This is a genomic window from Corynebacterium sp. 1103A, from assembly GCF_055700955.1.
The window spans coordinates 14,583-34,337 of record NZ_JASTTF010000007.1; the positions used below are offsets into that span (position 1 = coordinate 14,583).

Annotated in this window: 19 protein-coding genes; 7 read left to right on the forward strand and 12 right to left on the reverse strand. The window is 64.7% G+C overall.

Annotated elements, in window-relative coordinates; all coding sequences use genetic code 11:
• Positions 1 to 4: 4 nt before the first annotated feature.
• Positions 5 to 1,162: a YihY/virulence factor BrkB family protein gene (locus QQS52_RS06435; protein ID WP_472773097.1), complete on the reverse strand. Its 1,158-nt coding sequence runs from the start codon at positions 1,160 to 1,162 to the stop codon at positions 5 to 7.
• Between the two features lie 79 nt (positions 1,163 to 1,241).
• Here QQS52_RS06435 and QQS52_RS06440 point away from each other — a divergent pair, with 79 nt between their 5' ends.
• Complete coding sequence (locus QQS52_RS06440; RefSeq protein ID WP_472773098.1) at positions 1,242 to 1,736, forward strand: S-ribosylhomocysteine lyase; 495 nt, start codon at positions 1,242 to 1,244, stop codon at positions 1,734 to 1,736.
• 15 nt (positions 1,737 to 1,751) lie between these two features.
• Here the strand turns inward: QQS52_RS06440 and QQS52_RS06445 are convergent, their stop codons facing one another.
• On the reverse strand, positions 1,752 to 2,882 hold the full coding sequence (locus tag QQS52_RS06445) for a UDP-N-acetylmuramate dehydrogenase (RefSeq protein ID WP_472773180.1): 1,131 nt from the start codon (positions 2,880 to 2,882) through the stop codon (positions 1,752 to 1,754).
• A gap of 24 nt (positions 2,883 to 2,906) precedes the next feature.
• On the opposite strand from QQS52_RS06445, the gene QQS52_RS06450 reads away from it, so the two are divergent.
• From QQS52_RS06450 to QQS52_RS06460, 3 genes are read left to right on the forward strand one after another with little or no spacing between them, the layout of a single operon-like run.
• Positions 2,907 to 3,398, forward strand: coding sequence for a DUF2505 domain-containing protein (locus QQS52_RS06450; RefSeq protein ID WP_472773099.1), 492 nt, complete (start codon positions 2,907 to 2,909; stop codon positions 3,396 to 3,398).
• A 16-nt stretch (positions 3,399 to 3,414) separates the two neighbouring features.
• A complete protein-coding gene (locus tag QQS52_RS06455; RefSeq protein ID WP_472773100.1) occupies positions 3,415 to 4,221 on the forward strand; it encodes a class I SAM-dependent methyltransferase in 807 nt (268 codons plus the stop codon).
• Positions 4,222 to 4,278: 57 nt separating this feature from the next.
• On the forward strand, positions 4,279 to 5,082 hold the full coding sequence (locus QQS52_RS06460) for an LmeA family phospholipid-binding protein (RefSeq protein ID WP_472773101.1): 804 nt from the start codon (positions 4,279 to 4,281) through the stop codon (positions 5,080 to 5,082).
• Positions 5,083 to 5,120: 38 nt separating this feature from the next.
• Here QQS52_RS06460 and QQS52_RS06465 read toward each other — a convergent pair whose 3' ends face one another.
• The 8 genes from QQS52_RS06465 to QQS52_RS06500 all read right to left on the reverse strand — a co-directional run bounded on the left by QQS52_RS06465 (position 5,121) and on the right by QQS52_RS06500 (position 12,255).
• Complete coding sequence (locus QQS52_RS06465) at positions 5,121 to 5,681, reverse strand: hypothetical protein (protein WP_472773102.1); 561 nt, start codon at positions 5,679 to 5,681, stop codon at positions 5,121 to 5,123.
• Between the two features lie 13 nt (positions 5,682 to 5,694).
• Positions 5,695 to 5,973: a DUF2516 family protein gene (locus QQS52_RS06470; RefSeq protein WP_409338398.1), complete on the reverse strand. Its 279-nt coding sequence runs from the start codon at positions 5,971 to 5,973 to the stop codon at positions 5,695 to 5,697.
• A gap of 36 nt (positions 5,974 to 6,009) precedes the next feature.
• Complete coding sequence (locus QQS52_RS06475) at positions 6,010 to 6,519, reverse strand: CGLAU_01105 family protein (protein WP_472773103.1); 510 nt, start codon at positions 6,517 to 6,519, stop codon at positions 6,010 to 6,012.
• Between the two features lie 156 nt (positions 6,520 to 6,675).
• Complete coding sequence (locus QQS52_RS06480; protein ID WP_472773181.1) at positions 6,676 to 7,950, reverse strand: DUF445 domain-containing protein; 1,275 nt, start codon at positions 7,948 to 7,950, stop codon at positions 6,676 to 6,678.
• 322 nt (positions 7,951 to 8,272) lie between these two features.
• Positions 8,273 to 8,647 carry a hypothetical protein gene (locus tag QQS52_RS06485; RefSeq protein WP_472773104.1) on the reverse strand — a complete coding sequence of 125 codons (375 nt, stop codon included), beginning with the start codon at positions 8,645 to 8,647 and terminating at the stop codon, positions 8,273 to 8,275.
• Between the two features lie 57 nt (positions 8,648 to 8,704).
• Positions 8,705 to 9,454, reverse strand: a complete 750-nt coding sequence (locus QQS52_RS06490) for a succinate dehydrogenase/fumarate reductase iron-sulfur subunit (protein WP_070768890.1) — start codon at positions 9,452 to 9,454, stop codon at positions 8,705 to 8,707.
• On the reverse strand, positions 9,454 to 11,469 hold the full coding sequence (locus QQS52_RS06495; protein WP_472773105.1) for a fumarate reductase/succinate dehydrogenase flavoprotein subunit: 2,016 nt from the start codon (positions 11,467 to 11,469) through the stop codon (positions 9,454 to 9,456). Before QQS52_RS06495 ends, QQS52_RS06490 begins: the two co-directional genes overlap by 1 nt.
• A 30-nt stretch (positions 11,470 to 11,499) precedes the next feature.
• Complete coding sequence (locus QQS52_RS06500) at positions 11,500 to 12,255, reverse strand: succinate dehydrogenase cytochrome b subunit (RefSeq protein ID WP_070768888.1); 756 nt, start codon at positions 12,253 to 12,255, stop codon at positions 11,500 to 11,502.
• Between the two features lie 423 nt (positions 12,256 to 12,678).
• Between QQS52_RS06500 and ramB the strand changes: the two genes are divergently transcribed.
• On the forward strand, positions 12,679 to 14,088 hold the full coding sequence (ramB, locus tag QQS52_RS06505; RefSeq protein ID WP_472773106.1) for an acetate metabolism transcriptional regulator RamB: 1,410 nt from the start codon (positions 12,679 to 12,681) through the stop codon (positions 14,086 to 14,088).
• Between the two features lie 51 nt (positions 14,089 to 14,139).
• On the opposite strand, the gene QQS52_RS06510 is transcribed toward ramB, so the two are convergent.
• Both QQS52_RS06510 and lpdA read right to left on the reverse strand, forming a co-directional pair.
• Positions 14,140 to 15,015 (reverse strand): MetQ/NlpA family ABC transporter substrate-binding protein, encoded by an 876-nt coding sequence (locus QQS52_RS06510; RefSeq protein ID WP_472773107.1) that lies wholly within the window; start codon positions 15,013 to 15,015, stop codon positions 14,140 to 14,142.
• 182 nt (positions 15,016 to 15,197) lie between these two features.
• Positions 15,198 to 16,610: a dihydrolipoyl dehydrogenase gene (gene lpdA, locus QQS52_RS06515; RefSeq protein ID WP_472773108.1), complete on the reverse strand. Its 1,413-nt coding sequence runs from the start codon at positions 16,608 to 16,610 to the stop codon at positions 15,198 to 15,200.
• 616 nt (positions 16,611 to 17,226) lie between these two features.
• Here lpdA and QQS52_RS06520 point away from each other — a divergent pair.
• Together QQS52_RS06520 and QQS52_RS06525 are read left to right on the forward strand one after the other, a co-directional pair.
• On the forward strand, positions 17,227 to 18,570 hold the full coding sequence (locus tag QQS52_RS06520) for an alpha/beta hydrolase (protein ID WP_472773109.1): 1,344 nt from the start codon (positions 17,227 to 17,229) through the stop codon (positions 18,568 to 18,570).
• A 35-nt stretch (positions 18,571 to 18,605) separates the two neighbouring features.
• On the forward strand, positions 18,606 to 19,685 hold the full coding sequence (locus tag QQS52_RS06525) for an alpha/beta hydrolase (protein WP_472773110.1): 1,080 nt from the start codon (positions 18,606 to 18,608) through the stop codon (positions 19,683 to 19,685).
• The last annotated feature ends 70 nt before the right edge of the window (positions 19,686 to 19,755 follow it).

Consider the following 19,755-nt stretch of genomic DNA (forward strand, 5'->3'; position numbering starts at 1 on the left):
CCCCCTAGGACTCGTCCGGGGCTTCGGGGCTGTCGGCCTCGGCGGCATCGCGGATGCCTTCGGAGCGGGCCCAGAGGTCTTCCTGGGCAGCGAGTTGGGCGCGGGCGGCGGCGTCGTCACGCGGGGCCGCCTGGATGTGCTGCTCCGAGTGCAGGCCCAGCTGCAGTTCCTTGGCGCGGAGGATCTCGGCGTCGATCTTGATGCCCACGATGAGCACCGTGTTCATGATCCAGATCGCGGCGAACAAGGCCATGACGGTACTGATGGCGCCGTAAGCGCTCATGCTGGCCACGTACTGCACGAACAGGCTGAAGGCGAACCAAACCAGACCGTTGACCCCGACGGCGACGATGGAGCCCAGGGTTAGCCAGCGGAAGCGCTTGGGGCGCACGTTGGGCGCGAAGTGGTAGAGCACCGCCACCAGGGCCAAAACGACTAGCAGCGTGATGGGCAAACGCAGCCAGTTCCACACCGGTAGGAAGATGCTGATGAGGAAATCGGCGGCCTCCTGTAGCCCGAGCTGCTCCGCGACGGGCTGGATGGCGCCGGTGACGATCGTATCGCGCAGCAGGTTGGCAAAAAGCACGATGACCGCGCCGATGACCAGCACCAGCGTCAGCCCCCACATCAGCGACCAGGTGCGGATTAAGCTTCGGCCCTCCATCCGGCCGTAGACCAGGTTCGCGGTCCGCGAAAAGGCCCGCACGTAGGCGGAGGCAGAAAACAGGGAGATGAGCACCGAGATCACCAGCGCCAGGGTGCCTTCGGCCGTCGAGCCGATGATGGAGCCGACGATGGAATTGGCTTGGTCCTCGAAGGTCTGCGGCAGGTACTGGTCGATGAAATCGGCGGTCACCCGCAGGACTTCCTCTTTGCGGCTGGCGAAAAGCAGCGTGGCGATGGAATAGGCCGCCAGCACCGTCGGGGCAAAGGCCATGAGGGTGAAGTAGGTCATCGCGGCGGCGCGGTCCAAGAAGCCATCGTGGAAGAAGTCGCGCCAGGTGCGCCGCACGACCAGCGCCCAGCTGTCCTTGCGCAGCCGGTTGCTGCGCGCTAAGGGATCGGCGTCCTCCGAGTGGCCGGCCACGCGCAGGAGGTCGGAGCCGTCCGTGGGGACAACGGTCTCCACGGGTACAGCGTCCACCGGTTCGCGCTTACTCACAGCTATAGACCTTAAAGCACCCGCTGGGTGCGCAAGAAATAGACACCCTCCCCGGCGGGGTGTCGTTAGACTGGGAGGTATGACTGAGAAGAACAATGCTTCCGAAAAGACCCCGTCGAACGTCGAATCCTTCGAGCTGGACCACCGCCTAGTGGCCGCGCCGTACGTGCGCGTGGCCGGCAAGACGGATCTGGACGATGGCAAGGAGGTCATCAAGTATGACCTGCGCTTCTGCCAGCCCAACAAGGAGCACCTAGACCCGAAGGCCATGCACTCCATCGAGCACATGATGGCCCAGTTCATGCGCAATTACACCGACAAGCTCATCGGCTTTGCCCCGATGGGCTGCCTAACCGGCTTTTACGCCATCACCAACGGCATGGGCCGCGAGGAGCTGCTGCGCGCGCTCGAGGGCGGGCTGAACGACATCCTGAACGCCACCGAAGTCCCCGCCGCCAACGAGGTCCAGTGCGGCTGGGGCGCTAACCACTCCCTCGAGGGCGCGCAGGAAGCCGCCCGCGCCTTCCTGGACAAAAAGGACGAGTGGGACCAGGTCATGGCCGAGGGCAACTAGCTAGAGGACAAGTAGCTAGATACTCACGCCCAGCCAGACCGGCTCGGGCACCAGCTCCACGCCGAAGGCCTCCTGGACCCCGGCGCGGATGTCGCGGGCTAGCCGAACGATGTCGTCCGCGCTGGCCCCACCCCGGTTGGTCAGCGCCAGCGTGTGCTTGGTGGACAGGGTGGCGGCCCCGTGGCCGGGGTAGCCCTTATCGAAGCCGGCGCGCTGGATGAGCCACGCGGCACTCAGTTTCTCCTGGGTGCCGCTTTCGCTGTCTCCACCAGAAACGACAGGGTGAGCAGAACCGGCAGAAACCGCAGAAACGACATGGCGCGGCATGGAGTCTTCTCCGGTGGCGGCCTGGATGGAATCGGCGACGGCGCTGGGCACGATGGGGTTGGTGAAAAAGGAGCCGGCGGACCAGGTGTCGTGGTCGCTGGCGTCTAAGACCATGCCCTTGCCGCGGCGCAGGCTGAGGACCTGATCGCGCACGTCGGCGACGGGGCGCTGCTCGCCCGGGGTGTTGGTGAGCTGGCCGAAGCGCAGGGGCCGGGAGAGCCCGTCGGTGGTCAGCCGCAACTCGATTTCCAGCACGACGGCGCGGCCGGTGAACTTCAGGTTGGAGTAGCGGTAGGCCAGTTCCAGGTCGGCAGCCGCCACCCACTCGGTCTGTCCGCTCTCACGGTGGTAGAGCTTGACTTGGGTGAGCACGTCGGAAATCTCCGCCCCGTAGGCGCCGACGTTCTGCACGGGCACAGCCCCCGCGTTACCCGGGATGCCGGACAAGCACTCGATGCCGCCCAGGCCCGCCTCGACGGTGGCAGCCACCACGGCGTCCCAGTTGGCGCCGGCTTGGGCGCGGACGATGCCGGACTCGGTATCGATGGCCACGGCGTCGAAGTCGAGCAGCACGGCGACGTGGTCGAGCTGGCCGTCGGGGGCGCCCCCGGTGGAGCCCCCGCCCACCCTGACCCGGGGCGCGCGGGAGTCATCGATAGCAGCGATGGCTTGGGCGGCCGCCTCGGGTGTCGCGGCGCGCACGCAGGCCCGCGGGGAGCCGCCGATGCGCAAGGTGGTTAGGTCCGCGAACGTCACCTGTGGATCGAGCTCCACCCCGTCAATGTCATTCAGCTGCTGGGTCAATAATTCTTCAGGCACGTTATCCACGGTAGTCTGTATACCATGTCAACTCGTAGCGAAAACACCGTGACTATCAATCAGCCCATCGAGAAGGTGCACGAAGCTCTGCGTACCGAGGCTTACTGGGAGTACGTGGTAGCCAACCTGTCGCCGGATCCGGGCCAGGTACACGACTTCACCGACGACACCGCGATCCTGTACGAGATCCTGCCGACCACCCTCCTGCCGGAGGCCGTGCGCGCCATGGTTTCCCAGGACCTGAAGGTCAAGCGCGTGTTCACCACCTCCGTCCTGGACGGCAACGCGGCCGATGCCAACTACACCGCCGACGTCAAGGGCACCCCGGTGGACTTCAAGGGCGAGATCAAGCTGACCGGCGAGGGAGAGACCACCACCCTGGCCTACACCAACGAGATCTCCGTCAACATCCCGATGATGGGCGCCGCCATCGAGCCCAAGGTGGGCGAGGCTCTCGAGGAGCTCTTCAACAACGAGGGCGCCCTGACCGACAAGTGGATCACCGACAACCTCTAAGACACCCACTCCTTAAATGGCCGACCACGCGCATAACCTGAAGGCTAACCCCAGCGCGGGTCGGCCTTTTGGCGTCATCACCCGCGGCACTACCGCGGTCAACCGGTTGCGGCGCTGCGACAGGTGGATGCACGCCCACCCGGACATCGCCTCGCTGCTGCGCAGCCACCCGGTCCCGCACGCCATCGACGTCGGCTACGGCGCCTCCCACACCACCACCGTGGAATGGGCGCGCTGGCTGCGCCGGGTCAATCCGCACACGCGGGTCACGGGGCTGGAGGTCAACCCGGAGCGGGTACTGCCGCCGCGCGACGGCGTGGAATTCGAACTCGGCGGCTTCGAGCTGGCCGGCTACCGCCCGCACCTGGTGCGCGCCTTCAACGTGCTGCGCCAGTACGACGTCGACCAAGTTCCGCAGGCCTGGGAGACGGTCTGCGCGCGGCTGGCCCCGGGCGGGGTCTTCGTGGAGGGCACCTGCGACGAGCTGGGCCGCCGCGCCACCTGGATCCTGCTGGACGCTGCCGGCCCGCAGACGCTGACCCTGGCGTGGGATCCCTTCGACGTGGAGCGCCCTTCCCAACTCGCCGAGCGCCTGCCGAAGGCACTCATCCACCGCAACGTGCCGGGCGAGGGCATCTACGAACTACTGTCGGCCGCGGACCGCGCCTGGGATCACTGCGCCGGCTGGGCGCCGCACGGCCCGCGCGTGCGCTGGCGGATGGCCCAGGCCCTGCTTCGCGATGCCGGCCTACCCGTCGCGCCCGCACGCCGCCGCCTGCGCGACAACCAACTGACCGTTGACTGGGAATTCGTCGCCCCCTAGGCCGAATTTGCCACCCCGCGTTGCCGAAGCCCACCGTTATGGGCGAAACTGGTGAGCATGGCTCAAAACAAATCTGCCGCATCGACGGCCTGGAAGATTATCGTCGGGGTGCTCGTCGCCCTCCTCGTCCTCGTCCTCTTGGCCGAGTTCGGCCTGCGCTGGTTCGTCGGCGACAAAATGAAGACGCAGCTGCGCGAGAACGCCGAGTCCGACGGCGTCGTCATGCAGGAAGATCCTTCCGTGAACTTCGGCGCCAGCCCGCTGGTCATCGGCGTGCTCAGCGGCACTATCGGGCAGATCAACATGGACGTGCCCTCCACACTGGATATCTCGGACGCGGGTATCAAGGGCCAGCCCGCCGCGCAGCTCGAGGTCACCGACTTGGAGATGAACTCCGAGACCGCCGGGCACCTGGTGGCCACCACCACCCTGCCCGACGATTTCCTGCTCAAGACCTTCCAGGACAGCCTGCGCGAGCAATCCGGCCTGGACATGCTGGGCGATATCGTGGTCACCGACATCACCTCCCAGGACGCCGAAAACGTCCTCGAGGTGCAGCTAGGCGGCGGGCTGGCCACCCTGTCGCTTTCTCCGCACGCCGCCGACGGCAACCTTAAGATTGAGGCCACCAAGTCCACCCTCTTCGGCATGGAGCTGCCCGCGGAGGTCACGGAGCAGATCACCCAGTCGCTGTCCGACGGCCTGTCCGAGCAAATGGCCGGGAACGCGCTGACCATCGAGGACGTGCAGGTCCAGGACGGCACGCTGAAAATTACCGTCGCCGGGGACAACGTCAACCTCTCCGAGGCGCAGAACGCCGCCGGCGGGGCCGCCAACGAGCAGGACTCGCAGCCGGCCTAAACCTCAAAGCGCCTTAGGCCGTGGCCAAACGCCGTGGCCTAAGGCGTGGCGATGGCCACGCAGCCGGCGGCCAGCGCGTCCACCTGCTGCGCGGTATCCAAGGCGGCATCCGCCCAGTAGACCTGCTCGAGGCGGGTCGCTTCCGCCCCCGGCGTTTGCGCGCCGCGGGTGATGGCGCGCTGGTAGCCGGCCTTCTCGGCCATACCTAGTACGAGGGCCGGGCCGGCCGGGGCGGCATCGGCAGCCGGCAGGATGACGCCCAGCACGACCGGGTCGGGGCAGGCCTCACGGACCGTGACCAGATCGGTGAGCAGGGAGTTGGGGTCGTTCAAGGTGGCATCAACAGCCAGCCAGATTTCGGCGGCGCCGTTCTGGACCGCCAGGCGGGCCTCCGTGGCCTTGACCAGACTGTGGTGGCGGCCGGTGGGAAAGCCCGCGACGGCGGCCACGTGGCCGGCTGCGGCCTGCGGCAGGTGGTGCGGGCTCAGCAGCACGGGGCCGGAGAATTCCTGCAGGGTGCGCTCCACCTGCGGCCGGGACGCGCTGGTCAGGTCGTGGAAGACGCGCTGGGCGAGCCACTCGGCATCGTTGAGCGACATAGCGGCGCCTGGCCTAGTAGCGGTAGTCGCCGTTGATGAGGGCGCGCAGCTGCGGGCGCACGTCGAACCAGTAGACGCCCACGCAGACCGCCGCGATCCACTTCAGGAAGGGCAGGTTCAGCAGCAGTGCCAGGGCCGAGCCTGCCATGATCGCAACCCACGTCATCTTGGACTGGCGGTCCCCGGCCGTGAACGCGTCTTCCCGGGTGTTGGCGGCCATCACGGCGCCCACGATGGCGGCGATGGCCACGCCCCAGAACAGCACCGTCTCGATCGCGGTCAGTACGAAAATAACGGGATTATCGAGAAAGAACACTAGCTGTTAAACCTACTTCTCTTGATTGTCCTCAGTGGAGATTACCTCTCCATCGATGATATCTTGCGTCGGATCCGCCACCGAATCCGCGCCCTTGGCGCGCTTGCCGTTGCTTTCCGTCTCGGCGGTGGCCCCATTGGCGCGGCGGCGTTCCTGCGCGGTGTTGACGGCCTCGTTCACGCCGTCCTTGGTGGCGTTGTAGGCCTGGCCGAAGTTGTCCTTGGCGGCGTTGAAGGACTCGGAGTCCTTGGTGCCCTCCACCGCGCGGCGCAGGGATCCGCCGTAGTCCTTCGCGGCGGCCTTCGCCTTGTCCACCAGGGAGGCGTCCTCGCCGACCTCCGGCTTGTCGGCGGCGTGGGTGGTGCGGTCCTCGCGGAAGCGGTCCGTGAAGTCCTTCGCCACGCCCAGTGCGGAGGCGCCGGCCTCCTTGATTGGGCCCCAAGATTCCTTCAGGGAATCCGTAATCGACTTGTCGTTGTCTCCGATGTTTCCGTTGTTCGGCTGCTGGGTGTGCTCGGCCATGGTTTTTCTCCTCAGATAATTGTCTTTTCGGGGTCTTAGGTCGTGCCGGTATGAGATTGTGAAAACTGGTCGTGCAGGCGGATTCGGCGCCGGGGAGAGGGTCCTGGTGGAACGTCCCAGAGGAAAGTCCCAGAGGAAAATCCTAGAACGCCGTCCCTAAACGCCAAATATGAGGTGATTAACAGTGTAGATGACTAAGCCGGCCAGCGCACCGACGATGGTACCGTTCAGGCGGATGAACTGCAGATCCTTGCCCACCATGAGCTCGATCTTCTCGGAAGCCTCCTCCGCGTCCCAGCGCTCGATGGTCTCCGAGATGATCGAGGTGACCTCGCCGGAGTAGTTGTCCGCCAAGAAGGCCGCGGTGCCGTTGATGCGGCGGTCCAGGCTGGCGCGCAGCTGCGGATCCTCGCAGATATTGGTGCCCCACTGCAGACACAGGTCCCGGATCTTCTCGCGCAACATCGAGTCTGGGTCTTCGGCCTGCGCGATGATGGCGGCCGCCGACTGGCGCCAGATGGCCTGCGGGGCGCGCTGCATGCGCTCCGAGCCCATCAGGTCCACCTTGAGCTCCTCCACGCGGCGGATGATGCCCGGGTCGTTTTGCAGATCGTCGGCGAACTTGTCCAGGTTGCGACGGATGGACTGGCGGGCCGGGTGGTTCTTGTCCGCCTTGACCTCGTCGGCGAACTGAACCAGCTCCCGGTAGACCTTCTCGCCCACCAGCGAGCGCGCAACACGCGGCGCCCACTGCGGCATCCGCTCGTCGATAAGCCGCACGACGGGATCTTCCATCTGACCGACCTTGGCGTGGGCGTAGTCAATGAGCTCGTCGACGACGGGCTCAACCTTACCGTCGGCGATAAGGCCCTCCAGCAGGCGCCCGGCCGGCGGGCCCCACTCGGGCTCGGCCAGCCGGTCCAGGATCTGGGACTGGATGAGTGCCTCGGCGTCCTTTGGGTCCAGCGCGCGGATGACGTTGGCCGTCAGCTTGCCCGCCTCCCGAGAGACCTTCGCGGCGTTGTCCTCCTGAGACAGCCAGCGGCCCAGCTTGTCCGGCAGCTGCGCCTGGGAGACCTTGTCCGTGATCAGCTCGGCGTTGAGGAAGTTCTCCCCGACGAACTCCGACAGAGCCTCGCCCACTTGGTCCTTCTTGCGCGGGATGAGCGCCGTGTGCGGGATGGGAATGCCCATTGGGTGACGGAAAAGAGCCGTGACGGCGAACCAGTCCGCCAGGCCACCGACCATGCCGGCCTCCGCGGCTGCGCGCACGTAGCCGACCCACACCGGGGCCCCGCCCGGCTGGCTCTGCCACCAGGAGCACGCGAAGAAGATGACCGCCGCCAGGCCCAGCAGCGCAGTGACAAAAATCTTGTGGTTCCGCAGCGTGCGACGCCGCTCCTGCTCCACCTCCGGCGCCGGCCCCGGCACAGGGCGGCTAGCCCCGGCGTTGCTAACGCCCTCATGGCTAACCCCCTCGTAGTTCGCAGCAGTGCTGTGCTTGCCCAACGTGAATACTCCTTAACTGCCGCTCGTTATGCGCTGTGTCGATCCTCTCAACCATTCTGCCTCATTTCGGGGCCGGCCCCGGCGCCGGCCTAGCACGGCGGTGTCCTGGCCTGGCTGCCACCGGCGTCGAGGTGATGGGCTTGGGGCAGGGCGGCATCGTCAAGTCCGGAGAGTCAAGCCCGGCAAGGCAAGAAAAAACCGCACCCACCAGCAGCGGGTACGGCTTGCGTTCTTGGGATTTAGCCTAGTTTACACGACCAGTTTCCTTGCGGTACTGGTGGTAGTAGCGGCGCCCGAACTTCACGGAGACGATGGCCGCGATGGAGATGATGACGGTCAGGACCACACCGATGATGATGGTGGTGTCCACGTGCGCTTCGGAGGCGGTGCCGTTCGGGAACAGGTAAATGCCAAGGCCCCAGGTGATGATGCCGATGGCCGGCAGGATGCCCATGATGAGGCCCATGCCCACCCAGGTGGAGGTGCGCAGCAGCGAAGAGTGCGGCGCGGCGAACGACATGGGCTCGTAGCCTTCGATGTAGTTGTCCTGGATCTTGCCGGAAAACTCCGGGTAGGTCTCGCTCGCGTGATCCGCGATTGCCTGGGAATGAGTGCTCATAGGGATGAACTTTCTGCCGGAATCGGTTGTTACTGGTGTTTCTCTACTGACTATAGTCTAGTCGTCCTTGCCGCGGAAAGCAGCACGGGCACGTTCGCGGGTGACCGCGGAGACCGCGGTCAGCGGAACCCCGGCCGGACAGACGTCGGCGCACTCGCCGTACAGCGAGCAGTGGCCGAAGTTCTGCTCCAGGTCGTCGACCATGTTGCGGGCGCGACGACCGCGCTCTTCCTTGCCCAGCGGCATCAGCGACAGGTGCACCAGCTTGGCGCCGGTGAACAGGTGGGCTGCGCCGTTCGGGCACGCCGCCACGCAGGCACCGCAGCCGATGCAGGCCGCGTGGTCCAGCGAGTACTCGGCGGTCTCGTGGTTGATGTGCATGGTGTCGGCATCCGGGGCGGTGCCGGCGTCCATGGAGACGTAGCCGCCCTGCTCCATCACGTGATCAAGGGCGCTGCGGTCGACCACCATGTCCTTGATGACCGGGTAGGCCGCGGAGCGGAAGGGCTCGATCTTCAGGGTGTCGCCGTCGTTGAACTGGAACAGGCGCTGCTGGCAGGCCGGGGTGTTCTGGCCCGGGCCGTGCGGGCGGCCGTTAACAGTCAGACCACAAGTACCGCAGATGCCCTCGCGGCAGTCGGAAGCGAACGCGTAAGGTTCCTCACCGCGCTCAATCATTCCGTCATTGACGTGGTCGAGCAGCTCCAAGATGGACATCTGCTCTGCGGCGTCGTCGACCTGGACCGTCTCAAACTTGCCTTCTTGGGTCGGTCCGGCCTGACGCCAGATCTCAAGTGTCAGTTTCATTACTTGTAGTTCCTTGTCATCAGCGGGATCGAATCAAAGTACAGGGGCTCGGCGTGGCGGATGAACTCGTGCTCACCCTCGCCAGCCTCCCAAGCGGAGACGAAGCACCAACGCTCATCGTCGCGCTCGGCCTCGCCGTCCTCGGACAGGTGATCGTCGCGGAAGTGCGCACCACAGGACTCGTCGCGGTCCAGGGCGTCGATGCACATCAGCTCACCCAGGTCCAGGTAGTCGGCCACGCGGGCGCCGTACTCAAGCACCTGGTTCATGTCCTCGGCGGAACCCGGGATCCGGACGTTGGCCCAGAACTCCGCGCGCAGCTCGCGGATCTTGCCGATGGTGGTCTTCAGATCCTCGACGTTGCGGGACACGCCGCAGCCCCAGTAGAGGAGCTCGCCCAGCTTGCGGTGGTAATAGGCCGGGCCGTGCGGGTCGTTGCCGCGGACGTTCATCAGGCGGTCGATGCGGCCCTGAGCGCGCTGCAGGGCGCGCTGCGCGGCCTCGGAATCCTCGGCCAGCTTGTCCTCACCGAGGTGGTCGGCCAGGTAGTTCGGGATGGTGAACGGCAGGGTGAACCAGCCATCCACGGAAGCCGACAGCAGCGAGTTCGCACCCAGGCGGTTAGCACCGTGGTAGGTCCAGGAGCACTCACCGGCGGCGAACAGGCCGTCGATGGAGGTCATCTCGTTGAAGTCGCTCCACAGGCCACCCATGGTGAAGTGGCAGGTCGGGGCGATGCGCATCGGGGTCTCGTAGGCGTCCTCGCCGATGGCTTCCTTGTACATCTCGATCAGGTTCGAGTAGCGCTCGCGGATCTTGTCCTTACCGAGGCGTTCGATGGCGTCGCGGAAGTCCAGGTAGACCGAGTTCTTCAGCGGGCCCACGCCGAGGCCGGCGTTGATCTGCTGGGAGATGGCGCGGGAAGCGACGTCACGCGGGACCAAGTTGCCGAAGGCCGGGTAGCGGCGCTCCAAGAAGTAGTCGCGCTCCTCCTCCGGGATGGAGTTCGGGTCGCGGTCATCGCCTTCGGTCTTGGGGGACCAGATGCGGCCGTCGTTACGCAGCGACTCGGACATCAGGATGGTCTTCGACTGCCATTCGGAGTTGACCGGCAGGCCCGTCGGGTGAAACTGGATGAACGACGGGGAGGCCAGGTAGGCGCCCTGCTCGTAAGCGCGCATCATGGCGCCGGCGTTCGAGTTCTTCGCCAGGGTGGACATGTGGAAGACGTTGCCGTAGCCACCGGTACCCAGGATGACGGCGTGGCCGGTGAAGGCCTTCAGCTCGCCGGTAATCAGGTTACGGGTGACGATGCCGCCGGCGCGCTTGGTGCCATTGTCATCGTAGGTGATGATGTCCTGCAGATCGTGGTGGGAGAACAGCTCCACATTCCCCAGGCCGATCTGGCGGTACAGCGCCGAGGTGGTCGACAGCTGCAGCTGCTGGCCCGTTTGGCCACGGGTGTAGTAGGTGCGGGAAACCTGCACGCCGCCGAAGGAACGGGTGGCCAGGGTGCCGCCGTACTCACGGGCGAACGGGGCGCCGATGGCGTTCATGTGGTCGATGACGCGGCCGGACTCGGAGGCCAGGCGCCAGCAATCGGACTCGCGGCAGCGGTAGTCGCCACCCTTCACGGTGTCCTTGGTGTGGCGGTAGGCCGAGTCGTTGTCGACCTTCTTGGAGCGCGAAGAGTTCACGCCGCCCTGGGCCGCGATGGAGTGCGCGCGGCGCGGGGAGTCGTGGTAGGTGAAGACCTTCACGTTGTAGCCGAGCTCGCCCAGGGCGGCAGCGGCGGCGCCGGCGGACAGGCCGGTGCCGACCACGAGGACCTCGAATTTGCGGCGGTTCAGCGGGGAGACCAGCTGCATGTGGTCCTTCTGGTAGCTCCACATATCCTTCATCGGGACGCCGTGGGGCTCATTCGACTCCAGGATCTTGCCGGGGCGCACACCCTCGACGATGGACTCTGGGTGCGAGAAGTCCGGGTGCTCTCGCTTCAGTTCGGTATTAGTCATGGGTTCAAATATTCCTATCAGTCCTAGTTACTAACTGACGAAGCCAAAGGCGACGGACAGGGGCATAACGATGTTGCCAATGCAGACGATGGCCGGAATCAGGTAGGCCAACACCAGGAAGGTCTGACGCCACTTGTAGCCGGTGATACCCAGGTCAGACGCAGCCAGCTTGATGCCGTGGGTCAGGTGCAGGAACAAGCAGCACATGGCCAGCACGTAGAAAATGGTCACCGGCCAGCGGCTGAAGGTAGCAATCATGTTGGCCTTGACGGCGCCGTGGACGAAGGCGTCCGGAGCGGCCGGGGCCACGCCCATGGTCAGGTCCAACAGGTGGAAGATGAGGAACAGCAGCAGCACGATGCCGGTGACCAGCATGGACTTGGTCGCGAAAGAGTCCAGGCCGCCCATCAGGTTGGAACGGCGGAAACTGCCACGCGAAGCCTTGGAGCGGGAGTGCAGCGCGATTGCACCGTAGATGTGCCCGATGAGGGCGACAATGAGCACGATGCGGATGATCCACAGGGCGGAGCCGTGCGGCAGCAGCGGCTCACCCAGGGAACGCAGGAACTCGCCGTAGACGTCCAAGGCTTCCTCGCCGTCATGTGCCGGCAAGTACAGCTTCAGGTTGCCGGCCATGTGGCCGACGACGAACAGGGCGAACAAGAGACCGCTGACCGCCATGATGAGCTTGAGAACCCACGACGGGACGCCGGGGGTCTGGCGAATCGGTTCTTCACTGATACGACCGTGAGCGATTGCCTCACGGTCAGGTTTCTTCAAAGTCATGACACCTCCATAGTCAACCTAGACTTTACGCAGGATATGGGCCTTTCTCCTAGTTACGAGCTGGCCTTAAGCGCCGCGGGCAAGTTTCGCTCACCGCGAAGTTCCCTAGCTTTAGGTAAGGGTGCCCAAATCTGGGTTTTAGGAAACGTGGCGCCACCTTGGCAACTCGCAATTAGAAAACATGCGTGTTGTGTAATTATTTCGCCATTTGTGAGGTTGATCACCCGGCGAGTAAATGGTGAATGACTTACCCCAATTGGTGTCATACTTTCGCAGGTGTTGCCCCCAGATCGGACGTTTTCCAAAACCGGACGTTCGTACCTTTTATCCCCTAAGCACGACTTTCACACCACCGCTAAGAACCTTCACACAAAATTTGCTAAAACACTGTTATAGGGGCATTAGGCAGGTAACCTATCCGTCATGACGAAGACTTACGTGGGCTCCCGGCTGCGGCAGCTGCGACGCGAAAGAGACCTCAGCCAGGCCTCCCTGGCGTCTACGCTGGGCCTGTCGGCCAGCTACGTGAACCAGATCGAGCACGACGTGCGTCCCCTCACCGTGCCGGTCCTGCTGCGGATCACCGAAGTCTTCGGCGTGGACGCCACGTTCTTCTCCCGCGACGACGACTCCCGGCTGCTCGCCGAAATCCAGGACGTCATCCAGGACAAGGAGCTCTGCCCCTCCCCCGTGGAGCTACAGGAGCTGTCCGAGCTGGTCTACAACCACCCCACCGTCGCGCGCACGCTGGTGGACATGCACCGGCGCTACCGCAACGTCCGCGACAAGCTGTCCCTGGCCACGGACTCGCGCCGCGTCACAGACTCGGCGCAGGCGCTATCGATGCCCCACGACGAGGTCCGCGACTTCTTCTACGCCCGGCAGAACTACCTGGACGGCCTCGACCACCACGCCGAGGAACTGGCCGGGGAAGTGGGCGTCGAACCCTTCCACATCCGCGACACCGAGCGGGCCTTGGCGGACCGGCTGCGCTCGAAGCATAACCTGGAGATCAAGACCGTCGGTCAGCTCGACGGCACTCTGCACCGGCTCGACCGGGAGGCCGGCACCCTGCTGCTGGCCAGCCGGCTGTCCGAGGGTCAGCGCGCCTTCCGCATGGCCACGGAGCTAGGGTTTCTGGAGGCCGGCGATCTCATCACGGATGCCGCCGACGAGGAGCCATTTACGTCCCAGGCCTCGCGTCGGTTGGCGCTGCGCGGCATCGCTAGCTATTTCGCGGCCGCGACCGTGCTGCCCTACGGCTTAATCCACTCGGAGGCAGAGAAGTCTGGCTACGACGTGGAGTTTTTGTGCCAGTCCTTTGGTGTGGGCTACGAGACAGTCGCCTCCCGGCTGTCCACCCTGCAGCGCGACAACCAGCGCGGCATTCCTTTTACTTTCGTGCGCGTGGACCGCGCGGGCAACATGTCCAAGCGCCAATCCGCCACCGGCGTGCACTTTTCCAATTCCGGGGGAACCTGCCCGCTGTGGAATATCTACGAGACTTTCTCTCGGCCCGGCACTATCTCCCGGCAGCTGGCGCAGATGCCGGACGGCCGCAACTACCTATGGGTGGCGCGTACGGTCCAGTACCTGCAGGGCCGCTACGGTGATACCAACAAGATGTTCGCCATCGGGCTCGGCTGCGAGGCGCGGCACGCCGACCGCACTGTATACGCCGCCGGCCTCGACTTGTCCGCCATGTCCAGCGCCACCCCCATTGGCGCCGGCTGCCGCATCTGCCCCCGCAGCAACTGCGCCCAGCGCGCGTTCCCGCCCATCCACGAGGCGCTGGACATCGACACGCACCGCTCGGCGGTGGCGCCGTACTAGGGGCTTCGGCGCTGCTTGTCGGCGCTTGATCCCGGCGCGTGGTGTCCGCGCCTATTCCGCCTCGAGTTCGTCCATGACGCGCTGCAGGACCTCGTCCATCTCCTCCGGGGAGCGCTGGACCTGGACCGAGGTGCCCTGGGAATCCTCGTCGACGGCCGCCTGGACCTTCGGGTCGTGCCAGAGCTGCGCGAGCTCGCGGTAGACCTCGTTGTCCTTGTCCTCGGCGCGCACGACGAAGGCGTTGATGTACGGCGCGGCCTCGCCGGAAGCCGGATCGTCCTGGGCCACGGCGGTGGTCGGGTCGATGCCGGCGCGCTCCAGGAAGGAGTTGTTGATGACAGCCGGGGTGCCCTCGCCCCAGGCGGAGGTGGTCTGGGCAGCATCGACGGTAGTGACCTTGACCTTGGACTTGGCTTCGTCGACGTCGGCCGGCGTCGGCGAGAGGCTACCCTCGACGGTCAGCTCGACCAGGCCCGCGGAAGCTAGCACGTTGAGCGCGCGGCCCTGGTTGGACGGATCGTTCGGGATGGCCACCGTCTCGCCATCGATGCCGTCCAGTGAGTCGTGGTCCTTCCAGAACAACGCGAGCGGCACGATCTCCGTGGAGACGATCGGCACGAGATCCTCGGTGTTGCCCACGTTGTACTCCGCCAGGAAGCGCAGCGTCTGGAAGTTGTTGATGTCGTTCTGGCTCTGCGCCAGCGCGACGTTCGGGGTGGCATAATCCTCGAAGTTCTCGACCTCGATGTTGAAGCCGTTGTCCTCGGCCACCTCCTCGAAGGCGGTCCAAGCCTTCTTCGCGGCATCGGTGGTGCCGACGACGATCTTCTGGTCCTTGCCCTCCCCGTCGGAGCTAGAGCAGGCCGCCAGCCCGGTGCTGGCGAGGGCCACGGCGGTGGCGGTAGCGATAATGCGGCGAAGCTTCATGCGGTTGTCCTTTGCGTTATTCGGCGCGCCCTGCCTGGGCACTCCCGTGAACTAAGCGGTCTAGTACAGACTAACAAAGTGTGAACCGCTCGGTCTGTAAAACGCAAAAATTCCCTACCCCAACGGGTGGGGCAGGGAATCCGGACAGGCTCCTTAGGAAGGCTCCTTAGAGGCTGACAATCTTAGAGGTTGATCATGTGGCCGCCGATGCCCTCGGCAGCCTCCTTCATAGCCTCCGACAGGGTCGGGTGCGTATGGATGTTGCGACCGATCTCCTCGGTGGTCAGGTCGAAGCGCTGCGCCAGGGTCAGCTCCGGCAGGAGCTCCGAGACGTTAGCGCCGACCATGTGGCCGCCCAGCAGCTCGCCGAACTCGGCGTCGGCAACCAGCTTGACGAAGCCGGCGGTCTCGTTCAGGCCCGCCGCCTTGCCGTTCGCGGAGAACGGGAAGCTGGCGACCTTAATCTCGCGGTCCGGGAACTTCTCCTTCGCGGCCTCCTCGGTGTAGCCGAAGGAAGCAACTTGCGGGTTGCAGAAGGTCGCGCGCGGCATCATCTGGTAGTCGCCCAGCTCCTGGGTCTCGGCGCCGGCGATGGTCTCGGCAGCCACCACGCCCTGCGCCTCGGCCACGTGGGCCAGCTGCAGCTTGGCGGTGACGTCGCCGATGGCGTAGATGCCGTCGACGTTGGTGCGCATGCGATCATCGATGGCGATGGCGCCGCGGTCGGTGAGCTCGACACCGGTATTTTCCAGGCCGTAGCCCTCGGTGCGCGGGGCGAAGCCGATGGAGACCATGCAGCGGTCGACGGTCAGGGTCTCGGTCTTCTCGCCGTCCTTGGACTCGATCTCGACGGTCACGTCGTCGCCGTTGTCCTTGATAGAGGTGGTCTTGTAGCCGGTCTTCAGGTTCACGCCCAGCTTCTTGTACTGCTTGGCGATCTCCTTGGAGGCGTCCTTATCCTCGTTCGGCAGGACGCGGTCCATGAATTCCACGATGGTCACGTCCACGCCGTAGTTGGCCAGAACGTAAGCGAACTCCATGCCGATGGCGCCGGCGCCCACGATGACCATGGACTCCGGGGCGTCTTCCTTGAGGATCTGCTCCTCGAAGGAGACGATGTTGCCCCCAATCTCAACGCCCGGCAGGGACTTAACGACGGAGCCGGTGGCGATGATGCAGTCGTCGAAGGTGAGGGTCTTACCCTTGTCGTCCCCCTCGGTGATCTCAATCGTCTTGGCGTCCTTAAAGGAACCCAGACCGTTGACCTCGGCGATCTTGTTCTTCTTCATCAGGTAGTGCACGCCCTTGACGATGCCCGAAGAAACCTTGCGGGAACGCTTGTGGGCTGCCCCATAATCGAAGGAGACCTCACCGGAGATACCAAAGTCCTTGGCCTCATGGTTGAAGGTGTGAGCCACCTCGGCATTCTTCAGCAGCGCCTTGGAGGGAATGCAGCCGACATTGAGGCAGATACCGCCCCAGTACTGCTTCTCCACCACGGCTACCTTTTTGCCGAGCTGGGCTGCGCGGATGGCGGCGACGTAGCCGCCAGGGCCCGCGCCGAGTACTACAACGTCATAATGTTCATTAGTCACGTTCCCAAGGATACGTAACTTTGACCACGCTGTCTGCCAAAGGGGCAAACAAAGCGCGGTAGCAGGGGCCTGTCCGGGGTTATTGCCCCGGGGAATCCGGGGAGATTGCCTCCCGAGCGGATGTCTTTAGAACATCCGTTTTAGAACATCCCAAGCGCCAACGCGATGGTGGACGAGGTGGAGGAACCAGCGTGGACGAGTCCGCCCAGGAATTCGTTGATCTGAACCAAGATGGTGTCGAAAGCGTTCATTTTTTAAAACCCTTCTTTAAACGGTGGAGAGACAGTGCGAACGCGGTTAAGCGGTGCGGTTGTTTTAACGAAAAATTCCCAGCTCGCGTTACGCTGGAGGGGAACTTCCGGGCGGCTAGCCGGCATCGGCAGCCGGAAACCCTCTAGATTATGACACACCTTTCACTTGCGCACCACCTGTTACGTGTCCGGCTGCTAAGCTATATTCGCACTGTGAGCGACAGGTGTTTTTTAGGCTCGACCTTGCTGAAAAATTTCAGCTAACGGACAGCTGCTAACAACTTTGTTTTCGCCTACGATAACCAGTCAGGAAACTCTCTCTACCCTTTGCAAAAAGGGCCCCTCTCTCAGGAAGCGTTAACCTCATGAAGATTATTCGCCCGCTGGTTGGCACCACCGCCGCCACTGCCCTTGCCCTTGGCCTCTGTGCCTCCCCGGCCCTGGGGGACGAGCCGGCCGTCGAAAGCCCGGTCGCCGCAGACTCCCCGGAAGCTGTTGCCGACTTGGAAGAACCGGCCGCCGACCCGGAGGTTGCCGACGCCATCTTAGGCGACGAGAACGCTCCCGAATCCGCGCAGTCCGACGCCGCTACTGCGGAGGCGGAGACCGCCGGGGCCGGCGAGTCCGTCATCACGGAAATCAACCTGGCACAGGAGACCGCCCCGGCGTGGTCCACCAACGCTGACGGCAAGCGCGTCATCAGCCCGTCCAAGATGGCCAGCGGTAAGCAGTGGATGGCCTACGCCCAGGCCAGCTCCTTCAACCGCGAGCACGTCAAGGCCTTCAACGCCACCTCGCCGGCCATGGGCGGGCGCGAAATCCCGCTGGCGGTCATTACCCCGGACGGCAACTTCGACCAGGCCCGCCCGACCTTGTACCTGCTCAACGGCGCCGGCGGCGCGGACCAGGACATGGAGTGGATCAAGCAGACCTACCGCAAGGATGTCGACCCGACCAAGGAAGGCACCCAGGACATGGTCGACTTCTACGTCGACAAGGGCATCAACGTGGTCATCCCGCAGGCCGGCGCCTTCTCCTACTACTTCGACTGGCAGAAGGATCCCAACAGCAAGTACCTCAAGGGCCCGCAGAAGTGGGAGACCTTCCTGACCCAGGAGCTGCCGGGCGCGCTGGAGCAGACCATCAACGGTAACGGCAAGCGCGGCATCGCCGGCATGTCGATGTCCGCGACCTCCGCGCTGGTGCTCGCGCAGCAGCACCCGGACCTCTACGACGCGGTCGGTTCCTTCTCGGGCTGCGCCGCCACCTCGACGGTGCTGCCGCACCAGTTCGTCGGCCTGACCGTCAACCGCGGCGGCGCCACCCCGGAGCAGATCTGGGGCGCCCGCGGCTCTGCCGAGAACCGCCGCTACGACGGCCTGGCTAACGCCGAGAAGCTCCGCGGCCACGAGATCTACGTGTCCGCCAACTCCGGCCTGGTGGGCAAGGAAGACACTGTCTCCCACCTGATGAACCAGGGAGCCGACCTGTCGACCGCCCTGGCAGGGTCCTCCACCCTCACCATCGAGGGCGGCGTCATTGAGGCGGCCATGAACGCCTGCACCCACGACCTGAAGGCCAAGATGGACTCCCTGTCCATCCCGGCGGACTGGAACTTCCGCAACACCGGTACCCACTCCTGGCCGGGCTGGATCAAGGACATCAGCGAGTCCTGGCCGACCTTCGAGCGGGCCTTCGGCGAGAATTAAAACACTAAGAACATAACCAGAAAGAGAGCGCTAGCATGAAGCGACTGAGTACCCTCCTGGCCACCGCAGCCCTGGCTGCCACGGCCACCGCCGTCCCGGCGGCCACCGCAGCCACCCTGACCCCGGCCGACGTCAACGGCGGCGCCCCGGCCTCGGAGGTTAGCGACCTGCAGGTCACCGACGCCGTCGCGAACTCCAAGTGGTACAAGCAGTACAAGGACGACGACCGGGTACTCAAGCTGCAGGCTAGCTCTCCGGCCATGGACGGCCGCCAGATTCCGCTGGCCGTCATCCCGGCGGGCGAGCCCAACCGCCCCACCATCTACCTGCTCAACGGCGCCGGCAGCGCCGAGCAGGACGCGGACTGGCTATCCAAGGCGCAAACCGTCGACTTCTACGCCGACAAGAAGGTTAACGTCGTCATCCCGCAGGCCGGCGCCTTCTCCTACTACACCGACTGGGCGCAGACCCCGAACGGCAAATACCTGCAGGGCCCGCAGAAGTGGGAGACCTTCCTGACCAAGGAGCTGCCGGGCTCCATCGAGTCCCGCCTGCAGGCCAACAACAAGCGCGCCATCGCCGGCATGTCCATGTCCGCGACTTCCTCGCTGCTGCTGGCCCAGCACAACCAGGGCTTCTACGACGCCGTCGGCTCCTTCGCCGGCTGCGCCGCCACCGCTTACCCGATGGAATACGAGTTCCTGCGCTTGACCGTCAACCGGGGCGGCGGCCAGCCGGAGCAGATGTGGGGCCGCCAGGGCTCCGCAAATAACCGCTACAACGACGCCCTGATGAACTCGGAGAAGCTGCGCGGCGCCAAGCTCTACATCTCCTCCGGTTCCGGCCTGGCTGATGAGACCGCCATGCCGAGCTACCTGCAGTCCAAGGGCGCTAGCCAGGCTGAGGCCGCCGTCGGCTCCGCCGTCAACCAGGTCGAGGGCGGCGTCATCGAGGCCGGCGTCAACCATTGCACCCACAACCTCAAGGCCAAGCTGGACTCCCAGAAGATCCCGGCGACCTACAACTTCCGCAACGCCGGCGTCCACAATTGGACCGGCTGGCGCGAGGACCTGGAGAAGTCCTGGGCCACCTTCTGGCAGGCCTTCTACAACTAATGCGGTGTTCTAAACGCGAGCTGTAAGGCCGGTTTTCGGACTGGCTCCTGGGGCTTCCTGCAAGGGCGGT